15 protein-coding genes are annotated in these 19,998 nt (G+C 70.5%); 7 read left to right on the top strand and 8 right to left on the bottom strand.

Annotation, left to right across the window (positions count from 1 at the left end; genetic code table 11):
* Positions 1-186: 186 nt before the first annotated feature.
* Positions 187-3,021: a preprotein translocase subunit SecA gene (gene secA / locus ACFWZ2_RS41660; RefSeq protein ID WP_384555006.1), complete on the bottom strand. Its 2,835-nt coding sequence runs from the start codon at positions 3,019-3,021 to the stop codon at positions 187-189.
* A 246-nt stretch (positions 3,022-3,267) separates the two neighbouring features.
* Between secA and ACFWZ2_RS41655 the strand changes: the two genes are divergently transcribed.
* Entirely contained in the window at positions 3,268-3,840 is a 573-nt protein-coding gene (locus ACFWZ2_RS41655) for a GNAT family N-acetyltransferase (protein WP_384555005.1), read from the top strand.
* A gap of 40 nt (positions 3,841-3,880) precedes the next feature.
* Positions 3,881-5,089, top strand: a complete 1,209-nt coding sequence (locus ACFWZ2_RS41650; protein WP_384555004.1) for a winged helix-turn-helix domain-containing protein — start codon at positions 3,881-3,883, stop codon at positions 5,087-5,089.
* Positions 5,090-5,098: 9 nt separating this feature from the next.
* On the opposite strand, the gene ACFWZ2_RS41645 is transcribed toward ACFWZ2_RS41650, so the two are convergent.
* The 7 genes from ACFWZ2_RS41645 to mtnA form a co-directional block, all read right to left on the bottom strand.
* Positions 5,099-5,842: a response regulator gene (locus tag ACFWZ2_RS41645; protein WP_384555003.1), complete on the bottom strand. Its 744-nt coding sequence runs from the start codon at positions 5,840-5,842 to the stop codon at positions 5,099-5,101.
* 194 nt (positions 5,843-6,036) lie between these two features.
* The gene (hpf, locus tag ACFWZ2_RS41640) at positions 6,037-6,729 is read right to left on the bottom strand and encodes a ribosome hibernation-promoting factor, HPF/YfiA family (protein ID WP_384555002.1); all 693 of its coding nucleotides are present in this window, start codon (positions 6,727-6,729) and stop codon (positions 6,037-6,039) included.
* A gap of 314 nt (positions 6,730-7,043) precedes the next feature.
* Positions 7,044-7,889, bottom strand: coding sequence for a ComF family protein (locus ACFWZ2_RS41635; protein WP_384555001.1), 846 nt, complete (start codon positions 7,887-7,889; stop codon positions 7,044-7,046).
* 288 nt (positions 7,890-8,177) lie between these two features.
* Entirely contained in the window at positions 8,178-9,938 is a 1,761-nt protein-coding gene (locus ACFWZ2_RS41630; protein ID WP_384555007.1) for an LpqB family beta-propeller domain-containing protein, read from the bottom strand.
* A gap of 100 nt (positions 9,939-10,038) precedes the next feature.
* Positions 10,039-12,267, bottom strand: a complete 2,229-nt coding sequence (gene mtrB / locus ACFWZ2_RS41625; protein ID WP_384555000.1) for an MtrAB system histidine kinase MtrB — start codon at positions 12,265-12,267, stop codon at positions 10,039-10,041.
* Between the two features lies 1 nt (position 12,268).
* Positions 12,269-12,958: a two-component system response regulator MtrA gene (gene mtrA, locus ACFWZ2_RS41620; protein ID WP_189176211.1), complete on the bottom strand. Its 690-nt coding sequence runs from the start codon at positions 12,956-12,958 to the stop codon at positions 12,269-12,271.
* 4 nt (positions 12,959-12,962) lie between these two features.
* On the bottom strand, positions 12,963-14,120 hold the full coding sequence (gene mtnA / locus ACFWZ2_RS41615; protein ID WP_384554999.1) for an S-methyl-5-thioribose-1-phosphate isomerase: 1,158 nt from the start codon (positions 14,118-14,120) through the stop codon (positions 12,963-12,965).
* A 140-nt stretch (positions 14,121-14,260) separates the two neighbouring features.
* On the opposite strand from mtnA, the gene ACFWZ2_RS41610 reads away from it, so the two are divergent.
* Genes ACFWZ2_RS41610 through ACFWZ2_RS41590 form a run of 5 tightly spaced genes read left to right on the top strand, consistent with a single transcriptional unit; the run spans position 14,261 to position 19,856 of the window.
* Positions 14,261-15,580 carry a hypothetical protein gene (locus tag ACFWZ2_RS41610; protein WP_384554998.1) on the top strand — a complete coding sequence of 440 codons (1,320 nt, stop codon included), beginning with the start codon at positions 14,261-14,263 and terminating at the stop codon, positions 15,578-15,580.
* A gap of 4 nt (positions 15,581-15,584) precedes the next feature.
* On the top strand, positions 15,585-16,310 hold the full coding sequence (locus ACFWZ2_RS41605) for a DUF4129 domain-containing protein (RefSeq protein ID WP_384554997.1): 726 nt from the start codon (positions 15,585-15,587) through the stop codon (positions 16,308-16,310).
* Positions 16,307-17,557 carry a DUF4350 domain-containing protein gene (locus ACFWZ2_RS41600; RefSeq protein WP_384554996.1) on the top strand — a complete coding sequence of 417 codons (1,251 nt, stop codon included), beginning with the start codon at positions 16,307-16,309 and terminating at the stop codon, positions 17,555-17,557. Before ACFWZ2_RS41605 ends, ACFWZ2_RS41600 begins: the two co-directional genes overlap by 4 nt.
* Positions 17,554-18,546, top strand: a complete 993-nt coding sequence (locus ACFWZ2_RS41595; protein WP_384554995.1) for an AAA family ATPase — start codon at positions 17,554-17,556, stop codon at positions 18,544-18,546. Before ACFWZ2_RS41600 ends, ACFWZ2_RS41595 begins: the two co-directional genes overlap by 4 nt.
* Positions 18,546-19,856, top strand: coding sequence for a DUF58 domain-containing protein (locus ACFWZ2_RS41590; protein WP_384554994.1), 1,311 nt, complete (start codon positions 18,546-18,548; stop codon positions 19,854-19,856). Before ACFWZ2_RS41595 ends, ACFWZ2_RS41590 begins: the two co-directional genes overlap by 1 nt.
* Positions 19,857-19,998 lie beyond the last annotated feature (142 nt).

Below are 19,998 nucleotides of genomic sequence, written 5' to 3'. Positions count from 1 at the left end.
TACCAACCCCAAACCGCCCCAGCCCCTTGACCGAAGTCATAGGGGCACCCCCCCAGAGCAAGCCAAAGGGGCCGACCCCAAAGGCCCGGCCCCTCCAACTCACTTACGCCTTACGCCCCACGCCTCACAACGCGGCACGACGCAACACGACACAGAACGAGACAACGCCCCGCGCCACGACGGCGGCTACTTCTTACGCCGCCGCCCACCCTTCTGGGCCTTGCGCCGCTCCGCCCGAGTCATCCCGTCCGCCTCGGACCGAACGCTCTCCGCGTCCGTGGCGAAGTCACCCTCGTCGACCCCGCCCTCGGCGTTCGGCGCCTGGAAGTGCAGCCGGTCGGGCCGCTGGGGAGCCTCCAGCCCCTTGGCGTGGATCTCGGGCCGCGCCCCCGCACCCGCAGGAACCGCGTCCTGCGCGCCGTCCTTGGACAGCGAGGTCGCCGCGTCCTCGACGGGCACCTCCTCGACCTGCTGCTCGACCTGGACCTCCAGGTTGAACAGGTAGCCGACGGACTCCTCCTTGATGCCGTCCATCATGGCGTTGAACATGTCGAAGCCCTCGCGCTGGTACTCGACCAGCGGGTCCTTCTGCGCCATGGCACGGAGGCCGATGCCCTCCTGGAGGTAGTCCATCTCGTAGAGGTGCTCACGCCACTTGCGGTCGAGCACCGAGAGCACGACCCGCCGCTCCAGCTCACGCATGATGTCGGAGCCGAGCTGCTCCTCACGCGCCTCGTACTGCTGGTGGATGTCGTCCTTGATGGACTCGGAGATGAACTCGGCGGTGAGGCCCGCGCGGTCGCCCGCCGCGTCCTCCAGCTCCTCGACGGTGACCTTCACCGGGTAGAGCTGCTTGAAGGCGCCCCACAGCCGGTCCAGGTCCCACTCCTCGGCGAAGCCCTCGGCGGTCTCGGCGGCGATGTACGCGTCGATGGTGTCGGCCATGAAGTGCGTGATCTGCTCCTGCAGATCCTCGCCCTCCAGGACACGCCGACGCTCTCCGTAGATGACCTCGCGCTGCCGGTTGAGGACCTCGTCGTACTTGAGGACGTTCTTCCGGGTCTCGAAGTTCTGCTGCTCGACCTGCGACTGGGCGGAGGCGATGGCACGGGTGACCATCTTGTTCTCGATCGGCACGTCGTCCGGGACGTTCGCCATGGACATCACGCGCTCGACCATCTGCGCCTTGAACAGACGCATCAGGTCGTCGCCGAGGGACAGGTAGAACCGCGACTCACCGGGGTCGCCCTGACGTCCGGAACGACCGCGCAGCTGGTTGTCGATGCGCCGCGACTCGTGCCGCTCGGTACCGAGGACGTAGAGCCCGCCGAGGTCCTTGACCTCCTCGAACTCCGCCTTGACGGCCCGCTCGGCCTTCTCCATGGCGGCAGGCAGCGCCGCGGCCCACTCCTCGACGTGCTCGACCGGGTCGAGGCCGCGCTGGCGCAGCTCCGCCTCGGCGAGGTCGTCCGGGTTGCCACCGAGCTTGATGTCGGTGCCTCGTCCGGCCATGTTCGTGGCGACGGTGACGGCGCCCTTGCGGCCGGCCTGGGCGACGATGGTCGCCTCACGGTCGTGCTGCTTGGCGTTCAGCACTTCGTGCTGGACGCCCCGCTTCGACAGCTGCTGCGACAGGTACTCGGACTTCTCCACGGAAGTGGTACCGACCAGGATCGGCTGCCCCTTCTCGTGCTTCTCCGCGATGTCGTCCACGACGGCCGCGAACTTGGCGACCTCGGTGCGGTAGATCAGGTCGGACTGGTCGGCGCGCACCATGGGCCGGTTCGTCGGGATCGGCACGACGCCCAGCTTGTAGATCTGGTGGAACTCGGCGGCCTCGGTCATGGCCGTACCGGTCATGCCGGACAGGCCGCTGTCGTAGCCCTCGCGCTTGTAGAGGCGGAAGAAGTTCTGAAGGGTGATGGTCGCAAGGGTCTGGTTCTCGTCCTTGATGTCCACCCCTTCCTTCGCCTCGATCGCCTGGTGCATGCCCTCGTTGTAGCGGCGGCCGGCGAGGATACGACCGGTGTGCTCGTCGACGATCATGACTTCGCCGTCGATGACGACGTAGTCCTTGTCCTTCTTGAAGAGTTCCTTGGCCTTGATGGCGTTGTTCAGGTAGCCGACCAGGGGCGTGTTCACCGACTCGTAGAGATTGTCGATGCCCAGCCAGTCCTCGACCTTGCTCACGCCGGACTCGTGGATGGCGACGGTGCGCTTCTTCTCGTCGACCTCGTAGTCGCCGGTCTCTTCGATGCCCTTGAGCTGGTTGCCGGGCTCGCCCTTGGTGAGGCGGGTGACCAGCTTGGCGAAGTCGCCGTACCACTTGGTGGCCTGGTCGGCGGGGCCGGAGATGATCAGCGGCGTACGGGCCTCGTCGACGAGGATCGAGTCGACCTCGTCGACGATCGCGAAGTTGTGGCCGCGCTGGACCAGCTCGTCCTGCGACCACGCCATGTTGTCGCGGAGGTAGTCGAAGCCGAATTCGTTGTTCGTGCCGTACGTGATGTCGCAGTTGTACTGCTCACGGCGCTGGGCCGGCGTCATGTTGGCCAGGATGCAGCCGACCTTCAGACCCAGGAACTTGTGGACGCGACCCATCATTTCGGAGTCGCGCTCGGCCAGGTAGTCATTGACCGTGATGAGGTGGACGCCCTTGCCGGAGAGGGCGTTCAGATACGCGGGCAGCGTGCCGACGAGGGTCTTGCCCTCACCGGTCTTCATCTCGGCGACGTAGCCCATGTGCAGTGCGGCGCCGCCCATCATCTGGACGTCGTAGTGACGCTGGCCCAGGACGCGCTTGGCGGCCTCACGGACCGTCGCGAAGGCCTCGGGCAGGAGGTCGTCGAGCGTCTCGCCGTCGGCGTACCGCTCCTTGTATTCCTCGGTCAGCGCGCGCAGCTCGGCGTCGGAGAGGCTGACGAAGTCCTCTTCGATGGAGTTGACCTGGTCCGCGATGCGGTGCAGCTTGCGCAGGATCTTGCCTTCGCCTGCACGCATGATCTTCGAGAGGACGGACACGGGGGTTGGTCTCCTTGCCGGTCGGGCCTGGCATGGTCGGTTTTACTCGTTGGGCAACGGCCATCGTATGCGAGGACCCGGCTGCGCCGGGAGGTCTGCCATGAGGTCAACGGGCGAGGAGCTCCGAAGGTGCCGGGTTGTGCCCCTGAGTGACCCCTGAGTTGCGACCACGACCGCACGGACGGTGATCACGATCACCGTCGAAAAAGGCTGGCCCCAGGGACGGCGCCCCCGGAGAATCGCTTGATGGAGCCCGTCACCCTGACCACCGAACGCCTGAGCCTGCGCACCTTCACGCCCGCGGACACGGACGAGACCTACGCGGCCTGCCAGGACCCCGACATCCAGCGCTGGACCACGATCCCCTCGCCGTACTCCCGAGCGGACGCCGAGAGCTTCATCAACCGCATGGTCACGGACGGCTGGCAGCACGACACCGAGTACACCTTCGCCATACGTCCCCTGGCGGGCGGCCCGCTGCTCGCCGCCGCCAGCCTGCACCACCCGCGCTCGGGCACCTGGGAGGTCGGCTTCTGGACGGCCAAGGAGCACCGGGGCCACGGCTATATGACGGAGACCGTGCTCGGCCTGGCCCGCTGGGCCTTCACCGATCTGCGCTGCACCCGCCTGGAGTGGCGCGCGGAGGTCGGCAACACCGGCTCGCGCGCGGTCGTGGAGAAGGCGGGCTTCACGATCGAGGGCACGCTGCGCGGCGGCCTCCTGAACAAGGGCACGCTCCGCGACAGCTGGATCGGCGCCCTGCTCCCCTCGGACCTCGGCCTGCCCTCGCACCAGCCGTACCTGCCCGCCAAGGCCTGACTGCCCCGCCCGGTCCGCGGGTTCACGATCTCCCGGCCGAATGTCAGTGCCGCCCCCTATCGTTCGGACCATGACGAGCCTGCCGCGCCCCGCCACCGAACTCTCCGCCGACGAGGCCCGCCGCATCGCCCTGCGCGCCCAGGGCTTCCTGGGCGCACCGGACCGGAAGTCCGGCGTGCGGGGCGTGCTGCGCCACCTCGGAGCGGTCCAGCTCGACACGATCTCCGTCCTTGCCCGCTCCCACGAACTCATTCCGTACGCACGCCTGGGCGCCGTGGGCCGCGACACCGTCGAGTCGGCCTACTGGGGCGGCCCCTCCCAGGCCCGCCCGCACGCCTTCGAGTACTGGTCGCACGCCGCGTGCGTCCTGCCCATCGAGGAGTGGCCGCACTTCGCCTTCCGCCGCCGCGCCTACCGCGCCCGCCCGCACTGGCACCACGACCTGCCCGACGGTGCGTACGACCAGGTGATCAAGCAGCTCCGCGCCGAAGGCCCGCTCACCGCCACGGAGTTGGGCGGCGCGAAGAACAAGGGCGAGTGGTGGGACTGGTCGGATTCGAAGGTCGCCGTCGAGCGCGCGCTGATGTACGGCGAGGTGGTGTGCACCGACCGCCGCTCCTGGAAGCGGGTGTACGACCTCGCGGAGCGCGCCATCCCCGACCCGCTGCTCCATGACGACCTGGACGACGCGGAGTGCCTGCGCCGCCTGGTCCGCCTGGCCGGTGAGGCGCTGGGTGTCGGCACGCGCGCGGACATCGCCGACTACCACCGCCTCAAGGGCGAGCAGTTCGACGCGGTGGTCGCGGACTCCGGCCTGGTGCCGGTGACGGTCCAGGGCTGGGACAAGCCGGCCTGGGCGGACCCGCAGGCCCTGGCGACGGCGCCCCGCGGCCGGCACCGCACGACGCTCCTCTCGCCCTTCGACTCGCTGATCTGGGAGCGGGCGCGCACGGAGCGGATCTTCGGCTTCACCCACCGCCTGGAGGCGTACGTCCCCAAGCCCAAGCGGATCCACGGCTATTTCGCGATGCCGCTGCTCGCGGGCGGCAAGCTGCTCGGCCGGGTCGATCCCGCGCGCGAGGGCAAGGTCCTGGTCGCCAAGCAGGTCTCGCTCGACTCCCCGAAGGCCGTCGCGCCGATGGCCCAGGCACTGCGCGAGGCGGCGTCCTGGGTCGGCTGCGACTCCGTGGCCGTGGGTCGGGTGAACCGCCCGGAGCTCGCGGCGGAGCTGACCCGCGCCCTCGGCTGACCCGCCCAGCTAGCGGATCTCGAGGATCTTCTCCCGCATCGCGTAGACGACGGCCTCCATCCTGGAGTGCAGCTGCAGCTTCTCCAGGATGTTGCGCACATGGTTCTTCACGGTGTTCTCGGAGATGAACAACTCCTTGGCGATGTCCCGGTTGTTCATCCCCGTGGCGACCAGCTTCAGCACTTCCAGCTCACGGTCGGTGAGGCGCGGCGCGGGCACCAGTCTGCGCTCGTCGGTGCGCTGGATCATCGACTTGAACTCGGTGAGCAGTTTCGACGCCATCGACGGGCTGATCTGCGACTGCCCGTCGGCCACCGCGCGAATCGCCGTGGCGACCTCGTCCGTGGAGATCTCCTTGAGGAGATAGCCGGTGGCGCCCGCCTTGATCGCGTCGTAGAGGTCGGCCTCCTCGTCGCTGATCGTCAGCATGATGATCTTGGCGCTGGGCGCCACCTCCTTGATGGAGGTGCATGCCTCGATGCCACCGCGCTTCGGCATGCGTACGTCCATGAGCACGATGTCGGGCAGCAGATCCGCGGCCTTGTCCACCGCCTCCGCGCCGTCGCCCGCCTCTCCGACGACCTGGATGTCCTCCTCGGCGGCGAGGACGATCTCCAGGCCCCGGCGGAAGAGGGCGTGGTCATCCACCACAAGGACCCTGATGGGCTCCTTGCGCGGGGCGCCCGCATCCGTGCCGATGCCGATGCCGTCGTCGGCATCCTGGTCACGCATCGGTCCGAAGCTGTCCGCCATCGTTCCTCCCCCAAGAAGGCCGTGGCCTGGTTGTACCTCTGCTGCGCCAACCCGAGGCGCCAGCACACCGGTTGGCCGGCCCGCCCATGATTTCATGCCCGGCGCCGGTGCGGTGCGCGCACTGGTCGCACGATGATGCCCCTGGGGGCGCACGCGCGCTCCAGGGGCACCACCCAGGCGGTCACGGGGCAGGGTCAGCCGCCGAGGGCTCCGCCGCCACCGGCCGTATCGGGCCTGGTGACCATGGGGTCGGTGTTGAGGCGGATCACGCCGTAGTCATAGGCGTGCCGCCGGTAGACGACGCTGGGTTCCTTGGACTCGGAGTCGACGAACAAGTAGAAGTCGTGTCCGACCAGTTCCATCTCGTAGAGGGCCTGGTCGAGCGACATGGGGGCCGCGACGTGGGTCTTCTCGCGGACCACCAGGGGGCCGTCCCCCTGGACCTCCAGCGAACCGATCTTCTTGACCGGCACGCCGTCCGGCTCTTCGTCGCGCGCGACGGAGCCGTCTCCGTTGAGGTACGCCGCGTCCGGGACGCGCTCGGCGACTTCGGCGGCGGAGAGCCTGCCGTTGCCCCGCCGGTTGTGGCGCTTTTCGTGCTGCTTGCGCAGCCGGGCGTCGAGCTTGGCCGTGGCCAGGTCGAGCGCCGCGTAAGGATCGGCTGCCGAGGCCTCCGCGCGAATCACGGGTCCACGCCCGCGGACGGTGATCTCCACGCGGTCGGAACGGTCGGCCTGACGCGGGTTGGTTTCCTTGGACACCTCGACGTCGAGGCTGATCACCTTGCCGTCGAGCTTCTGGATCTTGTCCAGCTTCAGCTTCTCGGCCACGTGCTTGCGGAACCGCTCGGGCACCTCGGTCTTGCGGCCCTTGACGACGATGTCCACGCAGAACTCCGTTCCCGGATCGCTCCGCTCCTGTGGCGGAGCATCTCCCTTTTGCACCAGACTCCGGTGACTCCCGGAGCCTCGGACTCGGTGACTTCCACCTCCTCCTCCCCCGTGGACAAGATCTCCACCCCACCGGTGCGGGTGATTGCAGAAAACCCGGCAACCGGCATTCCGATATACGAGGCACGGCGTCCGCCATTCCTCACAACCGAACATATCTCGCCCGGACGGATGTCGTCACCCTCTACCGCCGCGTACCTCCATTCAGGTGTATCGGCCCTCTCACCACCTGCAACGATGCAAGTTCTCAATCAGTTCCGGTTTATTTCGAAGGATTCCGGCGAAGCAGCGACAACGGCCGCACTGATCCTGTTCTCCACGCTCATTACCGGGCTTCGCGCGGCCCCCGTAACCGGTTCCCGCACGGCGTGCGCCCGCGCGTTTCCTTGCGTGCACACTTCACGTATTACGCGCGCGGCCTCCGCCAATGAGGCACCGGTGGTCATCAGGTCGTCCACGAGCACGACCCGGCCGCCGCCCGCCAGCAGCCCACCGCCCCCGGCGGTCACCTCCAGGGCACCCGCCAGATTGGCCTGCCGCTGCCGGGACCCGAGCCCCGACTGGTCGGCCACCGCACGCCGCTGCCGCAACACCGCGAGCACCCGCGCCGGGATCCCCGCACGCCGCAGCTCACCCGCGGCGGCGAGCGCGATCCGCCGCGCCGGGTCGTGCCCGCGGGCCCGCACCGCGGCACGCGCCGACGGCACAGGAACGAGCGACAACGGCACCGCACACCCCTGTGAGCCGTCTTCTGTGCCGACTACCCATGATTCCGCCCCGGTATCACCCGCCACCCCCGATTCGCCCCGCAGAGCGCCGCACACCGCCTCGGCGAGCGCCGCCCCCAGAGGTCCCGCGAGCCCCAGGGCACCACGCTCCTTGTGCGCGAGCAGCACCGCCCGCACCGCGTCCTCGTACGGCGCGGCGGCGTGCACCACGGGCAGCCCCGGCGGCTCCGGCGCGGGCCGCACCCGACGCGGCACGGACCCGCACAGGGCGGCACGGCACTCGACGCAGAGCGCCGCACGCGGCCGCCCGCAGCCTGCGCACTCCGTCGGCAGCACCAGGTCGGTGAGGTCCTGCCACCACCCCCGCATGCCCACCACTGTGCCAACCGGCAGGCCGCGCGGCCACCCCTGTGGATAACCCCCTGTGGACAACTCGCCACCGACGTCAGGGCGTTGCCCCTACCGACAGGTCACATCGCCCGAACTGCCCCGAGGCGGACCGAACTTCACCCGGAAGGGACCCCCGCCCGCACCCGCACCGAAGCCCCACGGCCCGCCCGAGACCCGGCATACCCGAGCCACGGCACGACCGAGACACGACCCGCCCGAGACACGGCGCAAGCAAGTCACCGCGGCGCCGAGCCGCCGAGTCGCAAGTCACCCCGGATAGACCGGAGCCGCCCCTTCCTTCACCACCGTCTGCCACTGCGCCCCCGTCGGCAGCCGCACGATCCCGTCGTCCGAGTGCGCCACCAGCGGCTGCCTCTCGTCCTCCGACGCGGCGATCTCCTTCACGCCCGTCAGACCGGGCAGCGCGGTGCCCGCGAGCACCGAGCCGTCACACTGGACGTACCGCATCTGCTGCACACCGCCGGACTCGCGCCCGACCACCACGAGCCGGCTGCCGCCCGCCCACGACATGGCCGTGACCTCCTCCATCTGCGGTGCGGCCTGCGTGGGTTCGAGCACCGAGATCTCCGGCTTCTCGCCCTCGCCGCCGCCGGCCCGCTCGACCCGGCCGATCCACAGGGACGTCTTGCCGTCCTTCTTCACCAGCAGGGCGATGCGTACGCCGTCGGCGGAGACCCGCACCGCCTCGATGGTCCCGTCGAGCCCGGAGACGTCGACCTGGTGCGGCTCACCCGCGCCCTGGTCGAACCAGAGCAGCCGCGGCCGCTTCGGATCGCGGTCGGCCACCCACAGATCGCCCCTGCCGTCCCAACTCGGTGTGGACAGCCGGTGCTCCTCCAACTTGGCCTTGCTGCGCACATCCGCCTTGTGCAGCTCGCCATTCGCGTCCAACGAACCTACGTACAGCGAGCGCCCGTCGTACGACACCCCTGCCGCGCGCTTCTCGTCACGCGAGACCGCGGCCGAGCGCAACGGCTGCTCGCCGCTGCCGATGACCCCGAGGACCGGCTCCGGCTCGGCGCTGCTTCCCGCGGCGGCGGGCATCCGTACGAGCCGCTTCTTGTCGTCGATGAAGTACTGGAAGTCGGGGCGGTCCGCCGTGCGGTGCGCCGCGATCGACTCGGCGCGCTCCTCGCTCAGCACACAGAGCATCGAGCCGTTCGACCGCTGCAACTGCACCTCCTCGACTCCGGACGACGTCAAGTCCTGGAGCGTGAAGAGCAGTTGGGCCGCCATCTCGCTGCACCGCCGCTGCCCCGTGCGGTCGGCCCGCGAGTTCAGCTGTACGGTCAGCTTGTTCTGGTCGTCGGGCGTCAGCGGCTTCTCGGGGTCCTTGAGCCGCGTACCGCTGCGGAAGCTCGAATCCGCCACCTGGTCCAGCCAGTTGGTGGGTCCTTCCAGCAACGACTTCACCGTCTCGGTCATCGGATCGATGCGCTGCCGTATGTAGATGGGGTCGGCGACGAGCCCCCGCTGCTGCCCGCTCACGCCCATCCCCGACGCGGGCGTGGCGTAGTAGTACTTGTTGACGGACCGGTAGATGCGCTGGAAGTCGGACTCGCCGAGCACCACGCCCGGCGGCAGCCTGTCGATGCGCCAGGGCCCGCCGGGGCCACCCTGCTGACTGAGATGGACGGTCTGCTCGTACTGCCTCTTCTGGGGCCGGTACGCGTGCTGCTCGTCCACCGTCGCGACCTCGCGGCCGGTCAGCGAGAACGTACGGCCGTCGCTGTCGTTGTCCGCGTTGCCCGCGGCACCGGTGTTCGGGCCGTCGGCGAGCACCGTGGTGGACCGCTCGGGGCGCCAGTTCCGCGACGCCTCCTCGGTCAGGTACTTGCGTGCCATCGCGAACTTCGGATCGTCACTGGTCAGCGCCTCCAGGAAGCCCTGCACGATCTCCACGGCCCGGGCACCCTCGCGCGGCGGCATCGCGTAGACCCTGACCTGCGACTGGGAGTCGGGGCGCTGCGAGGCGTCGACGGACTTCAGGTTCCCGCTGTCGGGCATCGAGGCACAGCCGGCCAGAAGCGACACACAGCCGCCCAGCAGCAGCCCCGTACGCAGCGGACGCCGCCCGCGGCCCGTCCTGCGGCCGCTCCGATGGGGGTCAGCGCCCACGACTGCTCTCCTCTTCCCTGTCCGAACCCGCCTCTGACCGCGGCGTCTGCTCCCGCTGCTGCGCCCCGGCGTCCGTACCCGGCGCCCTCGCGGCCCCAGCCGCACGCACGTCGCCGTCCAGCTCCGGATCGCCCAGGTCCGCGTCATCCAGCTCCGGGTCACCGAGCCCAGGCCCATCCAGCTCCGGATCGCCCAACCCCGGGCCGTCCAACTCCGGATCGCCCAATGCCCCGTCGTCCAACGCCCCGTCGTCCACCGGCCGACGTGACACGACCCGCGCACCACTGCCCGGCAACGCCGTCGGATCCACGGCCGCGGCCTGCACCAGCCGCGGCGGTATCGGCCCCTTCGCCGGTACGGGCGGCGGCACCCGCTCGGACGTGGTCGACGTCTGCGCGGGCACCGTGGCGAGCTTGCTCACTCCGCCCAACGGCAGACCCGCGTCGTTCAGCCCGCGGTGGCGCCGCGAATCGTCGGGCTCCAGCGGTATCGGCGAACCACGCAGCGGCTCGTCCGCCGTACGCGGCAGCGTGAGCCTGAACTGCGAACCGCCACCCGGCTCACCCCACGCCTGCAGCCAGCCACCGTGCAGCCGCGCGTCCTCAAGCGCGATGGACAGACCGAGCCCCGTACCACCGGTGGTACGCGCGCGTGCCGGATCCGCCCGCCAGAAGCGGCTGAACACCCGCGTCGCCTCGCCCGGCTTGAGCCCCACTCCGTAGTCCCGCACCGCGACCCCGACCGCACCGCCCGCGGCGGCGAGCCGCACCACGACGTCCTTGCCCTCGCCGTGCTCCACGGCGTTGACCACGAGATTGCGCAGCACCCGCTCCACCCGCCGGGCATCCGCCTCGGCGACCACGGGCTGCTGATCCCCGACGATCCGTATGTGCGTGCCCTTGCGCTCGGCGAGCATCTCCGCGCCGCCGACCACCCTTCGTACGACCTCCCGAAGGTCTATCGGCTCGGCCTCCAGCGCCGCCGCACCGGCGTCGAACCGGCTGATCTCCAGCAGATCGGCGAGCAGCGACTCGAACCGGTCGAGCTGATCGGCAAGCAACTCCGCCGACCGCGCGGTCACCGGATCGAAGTCCACCCGCGCCTCATGGATGACGTCCGCGGCCATCCGCACGGTCGTCAACGGCGTCCGCAGCTCGTGCGAGACATCGGACACGAACCGCCGCTGCATCCGCGACAGCTCCTCCAACTGCTGGATCTTCAGCTGGAGATTCTGCGCCATCTTGTTGAAGGCCTCGCCGAGCCGCGCGATGTCGTCCTCACCGGTGACCTTCATCCGTTCCTGAAGGCGCCCCGCGGACAGCCGCTCGGCGATGCCCGCCGCCATCCGGACGGGCGTGACGACCTGGCGCACCACCAGCCAGGCGATGGCGCCGAGCAGCACCACGACAAAGAGCCCGGCGGTCGCCAGGGTCGTCCTGACGAGGTTGAGCGACTCCTCCTCCTGCGTCAGCGGGAAGAGGTAGTAGAGCTGGTACGGGTCGTCATTGAGGTCGTAGAGACGCTTGCCGATCACCAGACCCGACTGCGCCTCACGGCCGTCGTCGAAGACGATGCGCGTATTGGCCTGGTAGACGCCGGTGCCCTTGTCGACCTGGCGGCGCAGCTCCTCGGGCACGCTCAGGATCGGCTCCACACCGCCCGAGGCCCGCGAACCCCGCACACCGGCATCGCCCGCCGACGTCAGCGTGACCACGGCGAAGGCGTTCTGACCACCGCTGGAGAGCTGCTCGACGAGGTCGGAGAGCCACACGGCGGCATTGCGGCCATCGGCCGTACTGCCGTCCTGCCCCTGCCCTTGTCCGGCACCCTGCCGCGCGGCATTGACGCTGTCCTGCGCAGCCCTGAAACCACCGTCGGCCTGGCTCTGCGAGGCCTTCACCTTGGCCTTGAGCAGGCCGTTGTTCACCGAACTCATGACGGCGAAACCGAGCATCAGGACGACACCCAGCGACATCAGCAGGGTCGTGACGACGACCTTCAGCTGAATGTTGCGCCGCCACAGCCGCACAGCGGGCAGCAGCGGGCGGCGCACCCAGCGCGTGAAGAGCCGCAGCACGGGGCTGCCCTGCACACCGCCCTGCAGCAGCAGCCCGCTGTCGACGATCCGCCGGAACCTGGACTCGCGCCGCGCCGGTCCAGTCCGCCCCGCGCGCGCCCCCGGATCCCCGGGCGTCGAGGAGGAACTGTCCCGGGACATGTCAGCTCGGTCCGGCCTTGTAACCGACGCCACGGACGGTCACCACGATCTCCGGCCGCTCCGGATCCCGCTCGACCTTCGAGCGCAGCCGCTGGACGTGCACGTTGACCAGACGGGTGTCCGCCGCGTGCCGGTAGCCCCAGACCTGCTCGAGCAGCACCTCACGCGTGAACACCTGCCACGGCTTGCGGGCCAGCGCGACCAGCAGGTCGAACTCCAGCGGCGTCAGCGCGATCGACTGCCCGTCCCGCTTCACGGAGTGCCCCGCCACGTCGATGACCAGGTCACCGATGGCCAGCTGCTCCGGCGCGGGCTCCTCCGACCTCCGCAGCCGCGCCCGGATCCGGGCCACGAGCTCCTTCGGCTTGAACGGCTTGACGATGTAGTCGTCGGCCCCCGACTCCAGACCGACCACCACATCCACGGTGTCGCTCTTGGCGGTGAGCATGACGATCGGCACCCCGGACTCCGCCCTGATCAGGCGGCACACCTCAATGCCGTCCCGACCGGGAAGCATCAGGTCGAGCAGCACAAGATCCGGCTTGGCCTCCCGGAAAGCGGCCAGCGCCTTGTCGCCATCAGCTACGAACGACGGCTCAAAACCTTCACCACGCAGCACAATCCCGAGCATCTCGGCCAGTGCGGTGTCGTCGTCGACGACAAGGACTCGTCCCTTCATGCCTGACATCATCCCATTAGCTAATCGTTACCTGGCGTGACCTGGCACACAGCTCGACAAGGCCCTCTGCTGTCACAGGTGACAGAACGCCCTCTTCCGTGACGATCGCCGTGACCAACTCCGGCGGCGTCACATCGAACGCGGGGTTGTACGCCTGGGTCCCCAGCGGTGCCACCGGTATACCGCCTCCCGCGTCCCTTCCGGCCACCGGCACCTGGGGCGCCGTGACCTCCGTCACTTCCTGACCGGCCCGCTGCTCCACCTCGATGGACGCCCCGTCCGGGGTCTCCGGGTCCACGGTCGTCACCGGCGCCACCACGATGAACGGCACATGGTGATACCGAGCGAGCACCGCGAGCGGATAGCTCCCCACCTTGTTCGCCACCGAACCGTCGGCCGCGATGCGGTCGGCACCGATCAGCACGGCATCCACCTCACCCGCCGCGAACAGCGAACCCGCCGCGTTGTCCGTGAGCAAGGTGTACGCCATTCCGTTCCGCGCCGCCTCATATGCGGTGAGCCGGGCCCCCTGCAGCAGCGGCCGCGTCTCGTCCACCCACAGCTTGCGCAGGCTCCCTTCCCGATGCGCCTTGAGCGCGACCGCGAACGCCGTGCCCTCACCGCCGGAGACCAACGCCCCCGTATTGCAGTGCGTGAGAATACGGTGCCCGCCGCCGGGCAACAGCTCGTCGAGCAGCGCCAGACCGTGCGCCGCCATCCTGGCACTGGCCTCGGCATCCTCGGCGTGCAACGCCCGAGCCGCCGACAGCGCGGCACCGGCCGCCCCACGGAAATCGGCGCCCCCCGCGACCGCTGCACGATGCGCCGCCTGAGCCCGTCGCACTCCGTACGCGAGGTTGACCGCGGTGGGCCGCGCCCCCGCCAGCGCGTCCGCCGCCTCGTCCACGTCGAACCCGCGGGCGGCGGCCAGCGCGACGCCGTACGCCCCCGCGATGCCAAGCAGCGGCGCTCCGCGCACCGCGAGGGTCCTGATCGCCTCCACCAGGGCCGGTGCGTCGGTGCACACCAGCTCGCTCTCCTCGCCCGGCAGCCTGGTCTGGTCGAGCAGGACCAGTACGGGCCCTTCAGGGGGTTCGTCCCAGCGGATCGAGGGGATCGCCGGGAGCTCGGTCGGCCGTGTGTGCTCGCTGGATTGCGCGTACTGATCAGCCATCCGCCCAGTCTGCCCCGTACCCAGCGGACAATTGAAGGTGTACAGCCCCTACTGCGCCTGGTCCCCTGACCGGTGCACCGTGGCACGATGGCTGGCAACCGGCCGCCGCAACCGCGGACGGGCACCTTGAAGGAGCGACGATGAACGACACTCCGGGCTGGGCATCGCCCGGATCTGCCCCCTCCGACGGACAGGACTCCGGCAAGCCGGACCCCGCCGAGCCCGCGGACGCCGGCCAGCAGAGCGGCCCGTCCTCGAAGTGGTCCAAGGAGCAGCCGCCGCCCGCCCAGTGGTCCCCGCCCAGCACACCGGGCCCGGGCCAGACCCCGCCTCCACCGCCACCGCCGCCTGCCCAGGGCGGCGGCTGGGGCGGCGGCCAGCACCACGGCGGCCCGGACGGTCCCGGCCGACCCGGCGGCCCTGGCGGCCCCGGCGGCTACCGCGGCTGGGGCGCCTGGCAGGGCCCGCCGCCCGCCGCCAAGCCCGGCGTCATCCCGCTCCGCCCGCTCGGTGTCGGCGAGATCCTGGACGGCGCGGTGTCCACCATGCGCGCCCACTGGCGCACGGTCCTCGGCATCTCGCTGACGGTGGCCGTCCTCACGGAGGTCGTCGTCGTCCTCCTGCAGGGCCTCGTCCTGAACGACAACGTCGACACGGACGCCCTGAACGACCCGAGCGCAACCGTCAGCGAACTGACCCGCGCCATGGGCGACACGATGCTCAGCTCCGGAGTGGTCCTCGTGATCACCCTGCTCGGCACGATCGTCGCGACGGCCCTGCTCACGATGGTCACCAGCCGCGCGGTGCTCGGTAAGTCGGTCACCACCGCGGAGGCCTGGCAGGACTCCCGCCCCCAGCTCGCGAAGCTGTTCGGCCTGACCCTGCTCATCCCGCTCATCGGCGTGGCCATCGTCGCCGTCGGCATCCTGCCCGGCGTACTGATCGCCGTGGCGGGCGCCTCCGACGCCGGGGCCAGCCTCGCCGTCGTCGGCGGCCTGGGCGCGACCATCGCCGCCCTCTGGATCGTGGTCCGCTTCTCGCTCGCCTCGCCCGCACTGATGCTGGAGAAGCAGGGCGTCAAGAAGTCCCTGGCCCGCTCGGTCAAGCTGGTCAACGGCTCCTGGTGGCGGGTCTTCGGCATCCAGCTGCTCGCCGCGATCATCGCGAACGTCGTGGCGTCGATCATCGTCATCCCGTTCACGTTCATCGCGGGCGCGCTCAGCGGCGAAGGCGTCACCGGCTTCCTCGACAACGCGGGCGAACTGGGCTGGACCTTCCTGATCGTCAGCGGCGTCGGCTCGGTGATCGGCTCCATGCTCACCTTCCCGATCACGGCCGGCGTCACCGTCCTCCTCTACATCGACCAGCGGATCCGCCGCGAGGCCCTCGACCTCGAACTCGCCCGCGCCGCAGGCGTCCCCGGCCACGGTCCCACCGCGCCCGGCACCCCGGGGAGCTGATGCGGTGAGCGCGGCGGGGGCAGTTCTCACGGGGCTCGGAGCGTCACCGCTCCTGCCGCGCACCGGCGACGACCCGCCGGTGACGATCCCGCGCGACCCCGCGCGGGAAGCGGCCGAGCGGGAACTGTCCAAGCCGATGTACCACGAGAACGACCCCAGCCTCTTCCAGCGGGCCCTGAACCGCTTCTGGGGCTGGGTCGAGGACCTGTTCTCCGCCGCCTCGGGGGCCACCCCGGGCGGCGGGTTCGGCCTCCTGGTCATCGTCCTCGCCGTCGTACTCCTGCTCGTGGCCCTGTGGTGGCGCCTCGGCACCCCCCACCGCACCCCCACCTCCGCACCGCCCCTCTTCGACGACCGCCCGCGCAGCGCCGCCGAACACCGCGCGGCCTCCGAGGCACACGCGGCCCAGGCCCACTGGAACCAAGCCGTACAGGAGCGGATGCGCGCCGTCGTGCGCTCCTTGGAGGAACGCGCACTGCTCGACCCCCGCCCCGGCCGCACCGCCGACGAAGCGGCGGCGGAGGCGGGCCGCACGCTCCCCTCCCACACCGGCCGACTGCGCACCGCCGCCCGGGAGTTCGACGACGTGACGTACGGCGGCCGCACCACCGACGAACCGGCGTACCTCCGCCTGGCCGAGCTCGACCGCGACCTCGAACACACCAAACCGGTCCTGGCCAACACCGCCACCACCGCAGCGAGCAGCGGCTCCCAGGGAGCCGCCGAATGACCGGCTCCACCAGCTCCACCGAGCCGCCCGCGCCCACCACCACGCAGCAGCCCGGCACCCCGCCCCGCCCGGCCTCGACATCCACCTCGGCCACTCCCCGCCAGCTCTGGACCCGCACCCGCGGCATCGTCCTGGCCCTGGTCGTCCTCCTGGCAGCCGCCGTCGCCATCGCCGCGGTCCGCTCCGGCGCCCAGCACGGTCGCCTCGACCCGCGCGCCGCCGACCCCTACGGCAGCCGAGCCGTCGCCGAACTCCTCGCCGACCGGGGCGTGTCCACCCGCGTGGTCACCACCGCCGAAGAAGCCCGCTCCGCGGCCGGAGCCGACACCACCCTCCTCGTGGCCAATCCGGACGTACTCACCGACCGCCAGCAGTCCCTCCTGCGCAAGGCCACCAAGGACTCCGAAGGCCGCACCGTCCTCGTCGCCCCCGGCGCCCCGTCGATCGGCACCCTCGCCCCCGGAGTCACCGCGGACGGCATCCCCAGCACCGACTCCACGCTCTCCCCCGGCTGCTCCCTGCCCGCGGCCCGCCGCGCGGGCACCGCCGACATGGGCGGCATCCGCTACGACACCCTCGTCCCGGACGCCGAGGCCTGCTACCCCAGCGACAGTCTGCCCAGCCTCCTGCAACTCCCCACCCCCCGTGGACAGGGCGACACCGTCCTCCTCGGCGCCCCCGACATCCTCTACAACGACCGCCTGGACCAGCACGGCAACGCCTCGCTCGCCCTCCAACTCCTGGGCTCACGCCCCCACTTGGTCTGGTACCTCCCTTCCCTCGCCGACGACTCCGCGGCCACCGACGACGAACGCCGCGGCTTCTTCGACCTGATCCCGTCCGGCTGGGCCTGGGGCACCCTGCAACTCACCGTCGCCGCCGTGCTCGCCGCCCTGTGGCGCGCACGCCGCCTCGGCCGCCTCGTCCCCGAACGCCTCCCCGTGGCCATCCGCGCCTCCGAAACCGTCGAAGGCCGCGCCCGCCTCTACCGCAAGGCGAACGCCCGCGACCGCGCGGCCACGGCCCTGCGCACCGCCACCCGCACCCGTATCGCCCCGCTCGTCGGCGTATCCCCCACCCAGGCACACGCTCCCGAGACCCTGCTCCCCGCGCTCTCCACCCGATTCCCCTCCCCCGACCGAGACCTGCTCCCTCTCCTCTTCGGGCCGCCCCCGGGCAACGACGCAGCACTCATCGCCCTCGCCGACCAACTCGACGCCCTCGAAAGAGAGGTACGCCACTCATGATGGCCCCGACCACTGACAACGCCGGGCCCACCGGAGATCCCCGCAGCTCACACGCTTCCCTCGAAGCCCTGCGCGCCGAGATCTCCAAGGCCGTGGTCGGCCAGGACCCCGCCGTCACCGGCTTGGTCGTCGCCCTTCTGTGCCGCGGCCATGTCCTACTAGAAGGAGTCCCTGGGGTAGCCAAAACGTTGCTCGTCCGCGCACTCGCCTCGAGCCTCGACATCGACACCAAGCGCGTCCAGTTCACCCCCGACCTGATGCCGAGCGACATCACCGGCTCCCTCGTCTACGACGCCCGCACCACCGAGTTCTCCTTCCAGCCCGGCCCGGTCTTCACCAACCTCCTGCTGGCCGACGAGATCAACCGCACCCCGCCCAAGACCCAGTCCTCGCTCCTCGAAGCAATGGAAGAACGCCAGGTCACGGTCGACGGCACCCCCCGCCCCCTCCCCGAGCCGTTCCTCGTCGCGGCCACCCAGAACCCGGTCGAGTACGAAGGCACGTACCCCCTCCCCGAAGCCCAACTGGACCGCTTCCTCCTCAAACTGACCGTCCCTCTCCCCTCCCGCCAGGACGAGATCGACGTCCTCACCCGCCACGCGGAGGGCTTCAACCCCCGCGACCTGCGCGCCGCAGGCGTACGCCCCGTGGCAGGCCCCGCCGACCTGGAAGCCGCCCGAGCCGCCGTCGCGAAGACCACCATCTCCCCGGAGATCACCGCCTACGTGGTCGACATCTGCCGAGCCACCCGCGAATCCCCCTCCCTCACCCTCGGCGTCTCCCCCCGCGGCGCGACGGCCCTGCTCTCCACGGCCCGCGCCTGGGCCTGGCTCACCGGTCGCGACTACGTCATCCCCGACGACGTGAAGGCCCTGGCCCTCCCCACGCTCCGGCACCGGATCCAACTCCGCCCGGAAGCCGAAATGGAGGGCGTCACCGCCGACTCCGTCATCAACGCGATCCTCGCCCACGTCCCGGTCCCCCGCTGATGGCCCTCACCGGACGCACCGCCCTCCTGGCGGCCCTCGGCAGCCTCCCGGTAGGCATCTGGGCCCCCAGCTGGACCGGCCTCCTCGCCGTCAACGCCCCGCTGGCCCTGGCCTGCGCCTGCGACTTCGCCCTGGCCGCTCCCGTACGCCGCCTCGGCCTGACCCGCTCCGGCGACACCTCCGCACGCCTCGGCGAGACCGCCGACGTCGACCTCACCGTCACGAACCCCTCCGGCCGCCCCCTGCGCGCCGAACTCCGCGACGCCTGGCCCCCCAGCAGCTGGCAGCCCGGCACCGAAGTCACCGCGTCCCGCCACCGGCCGACGATCCCGCCCGGCGAACGCCGCCGCCTCACCACCCGCCTGCGCCCCACGCGCCGTGGTGACCACCAAGCCGACCGCGTCACCATTCGTTCGTACGGTCCCCTGGGCCTTCTCACCCGCCAGGGCAGCCACCAGGTCCCCTGGACCGTCCGCGTACTGCCCCCGTTCGCCAGCCGGAAGCACCTGCCTTCCAAACTCGCCCGCCTACGTGAACTCGACGGCCGCACAAGCGTGTTGACCCGCGGCCAAGGCACCGAGTTCGACAGCCTCCGCGACTACGTCCCCGGCGACGACACCCGCTCCATCGACTGGCGTGCCACCGCCCGCCAGTCCACTGTCGCGGTCCGCACCTGGCGCCCGGAACGCGACCGGCACATCCTCCTCGTCCTCGACACCGGCCGCACCTCGGCCGGCCGCGTCGGAGATGCACCACGTCTCGACGCCTCCATGGACGCCGCACTCCTCCTCGCCGCCCTGGCCTCCCGCGCCGGCGACCGCGTGGACCTTCTCGCATACGACCGACGGGCACGCGCCCTGGTACAGGGCCGAGCAGCCGGTGAGCTGCTCCCCTCCCTGGTCAATGCCCTGGCCACACTCGAACCGGAACTCATCGAGACAGACGCCCGAGGCCTGACGTCGACGGCTCTCCGCACAGCCCCCCGCAGTTCCCTGATCGTGCTGCTCACCAGCCTCGACACCGCCCCCATCGAAGAGGGCCTGCTTCCCGTACTCTCTCGCCTCACCAAGCGCCACAAGGTCCTGGTCGCCTCGGTGGCCGATCCTCATATCGAGCAGATGGCCACCGCCCGCGGAAGCACAGAAGCGGTCTACGACGCGGCGGCAGCCGCCCAGGCCAAGTCAGAACGCCACCGCACGGCAGAACAACTCACACGCCGTGGCGTCACCGTCGTAGACGCGACCCCTGACAACCTGGCATCCGCCCTGGCAGACGCATACCTTTCCCTGAAAGCAGCTGGCCGCCTCTGATGAAGGTGGCCTCCGGGCCCTTTCAGACCTTTCCAGGCAAACGCAAAAAAGCCTCAGTCCCCGGACAATGTCCGGGGACTGAGGCTTTATCAAAAGGAGTTCGGCGGCGTCCTACTCTCCCACAGGGTCCCCCCTGCAGTAC

This window comes from Streptomyces sp. NPDC059002 (assembly GCF_042740435.1).
Classification (GTDB): Bacteria; Actinomycetota; Actinomycetes; order Streptomycetales; family Streptomycetaceae; genus Streptomyces.
Note: the sequence above shows the minus strand (reverse complement) of the source record. Positions and strands in the feature narration are given on the sequence as shown.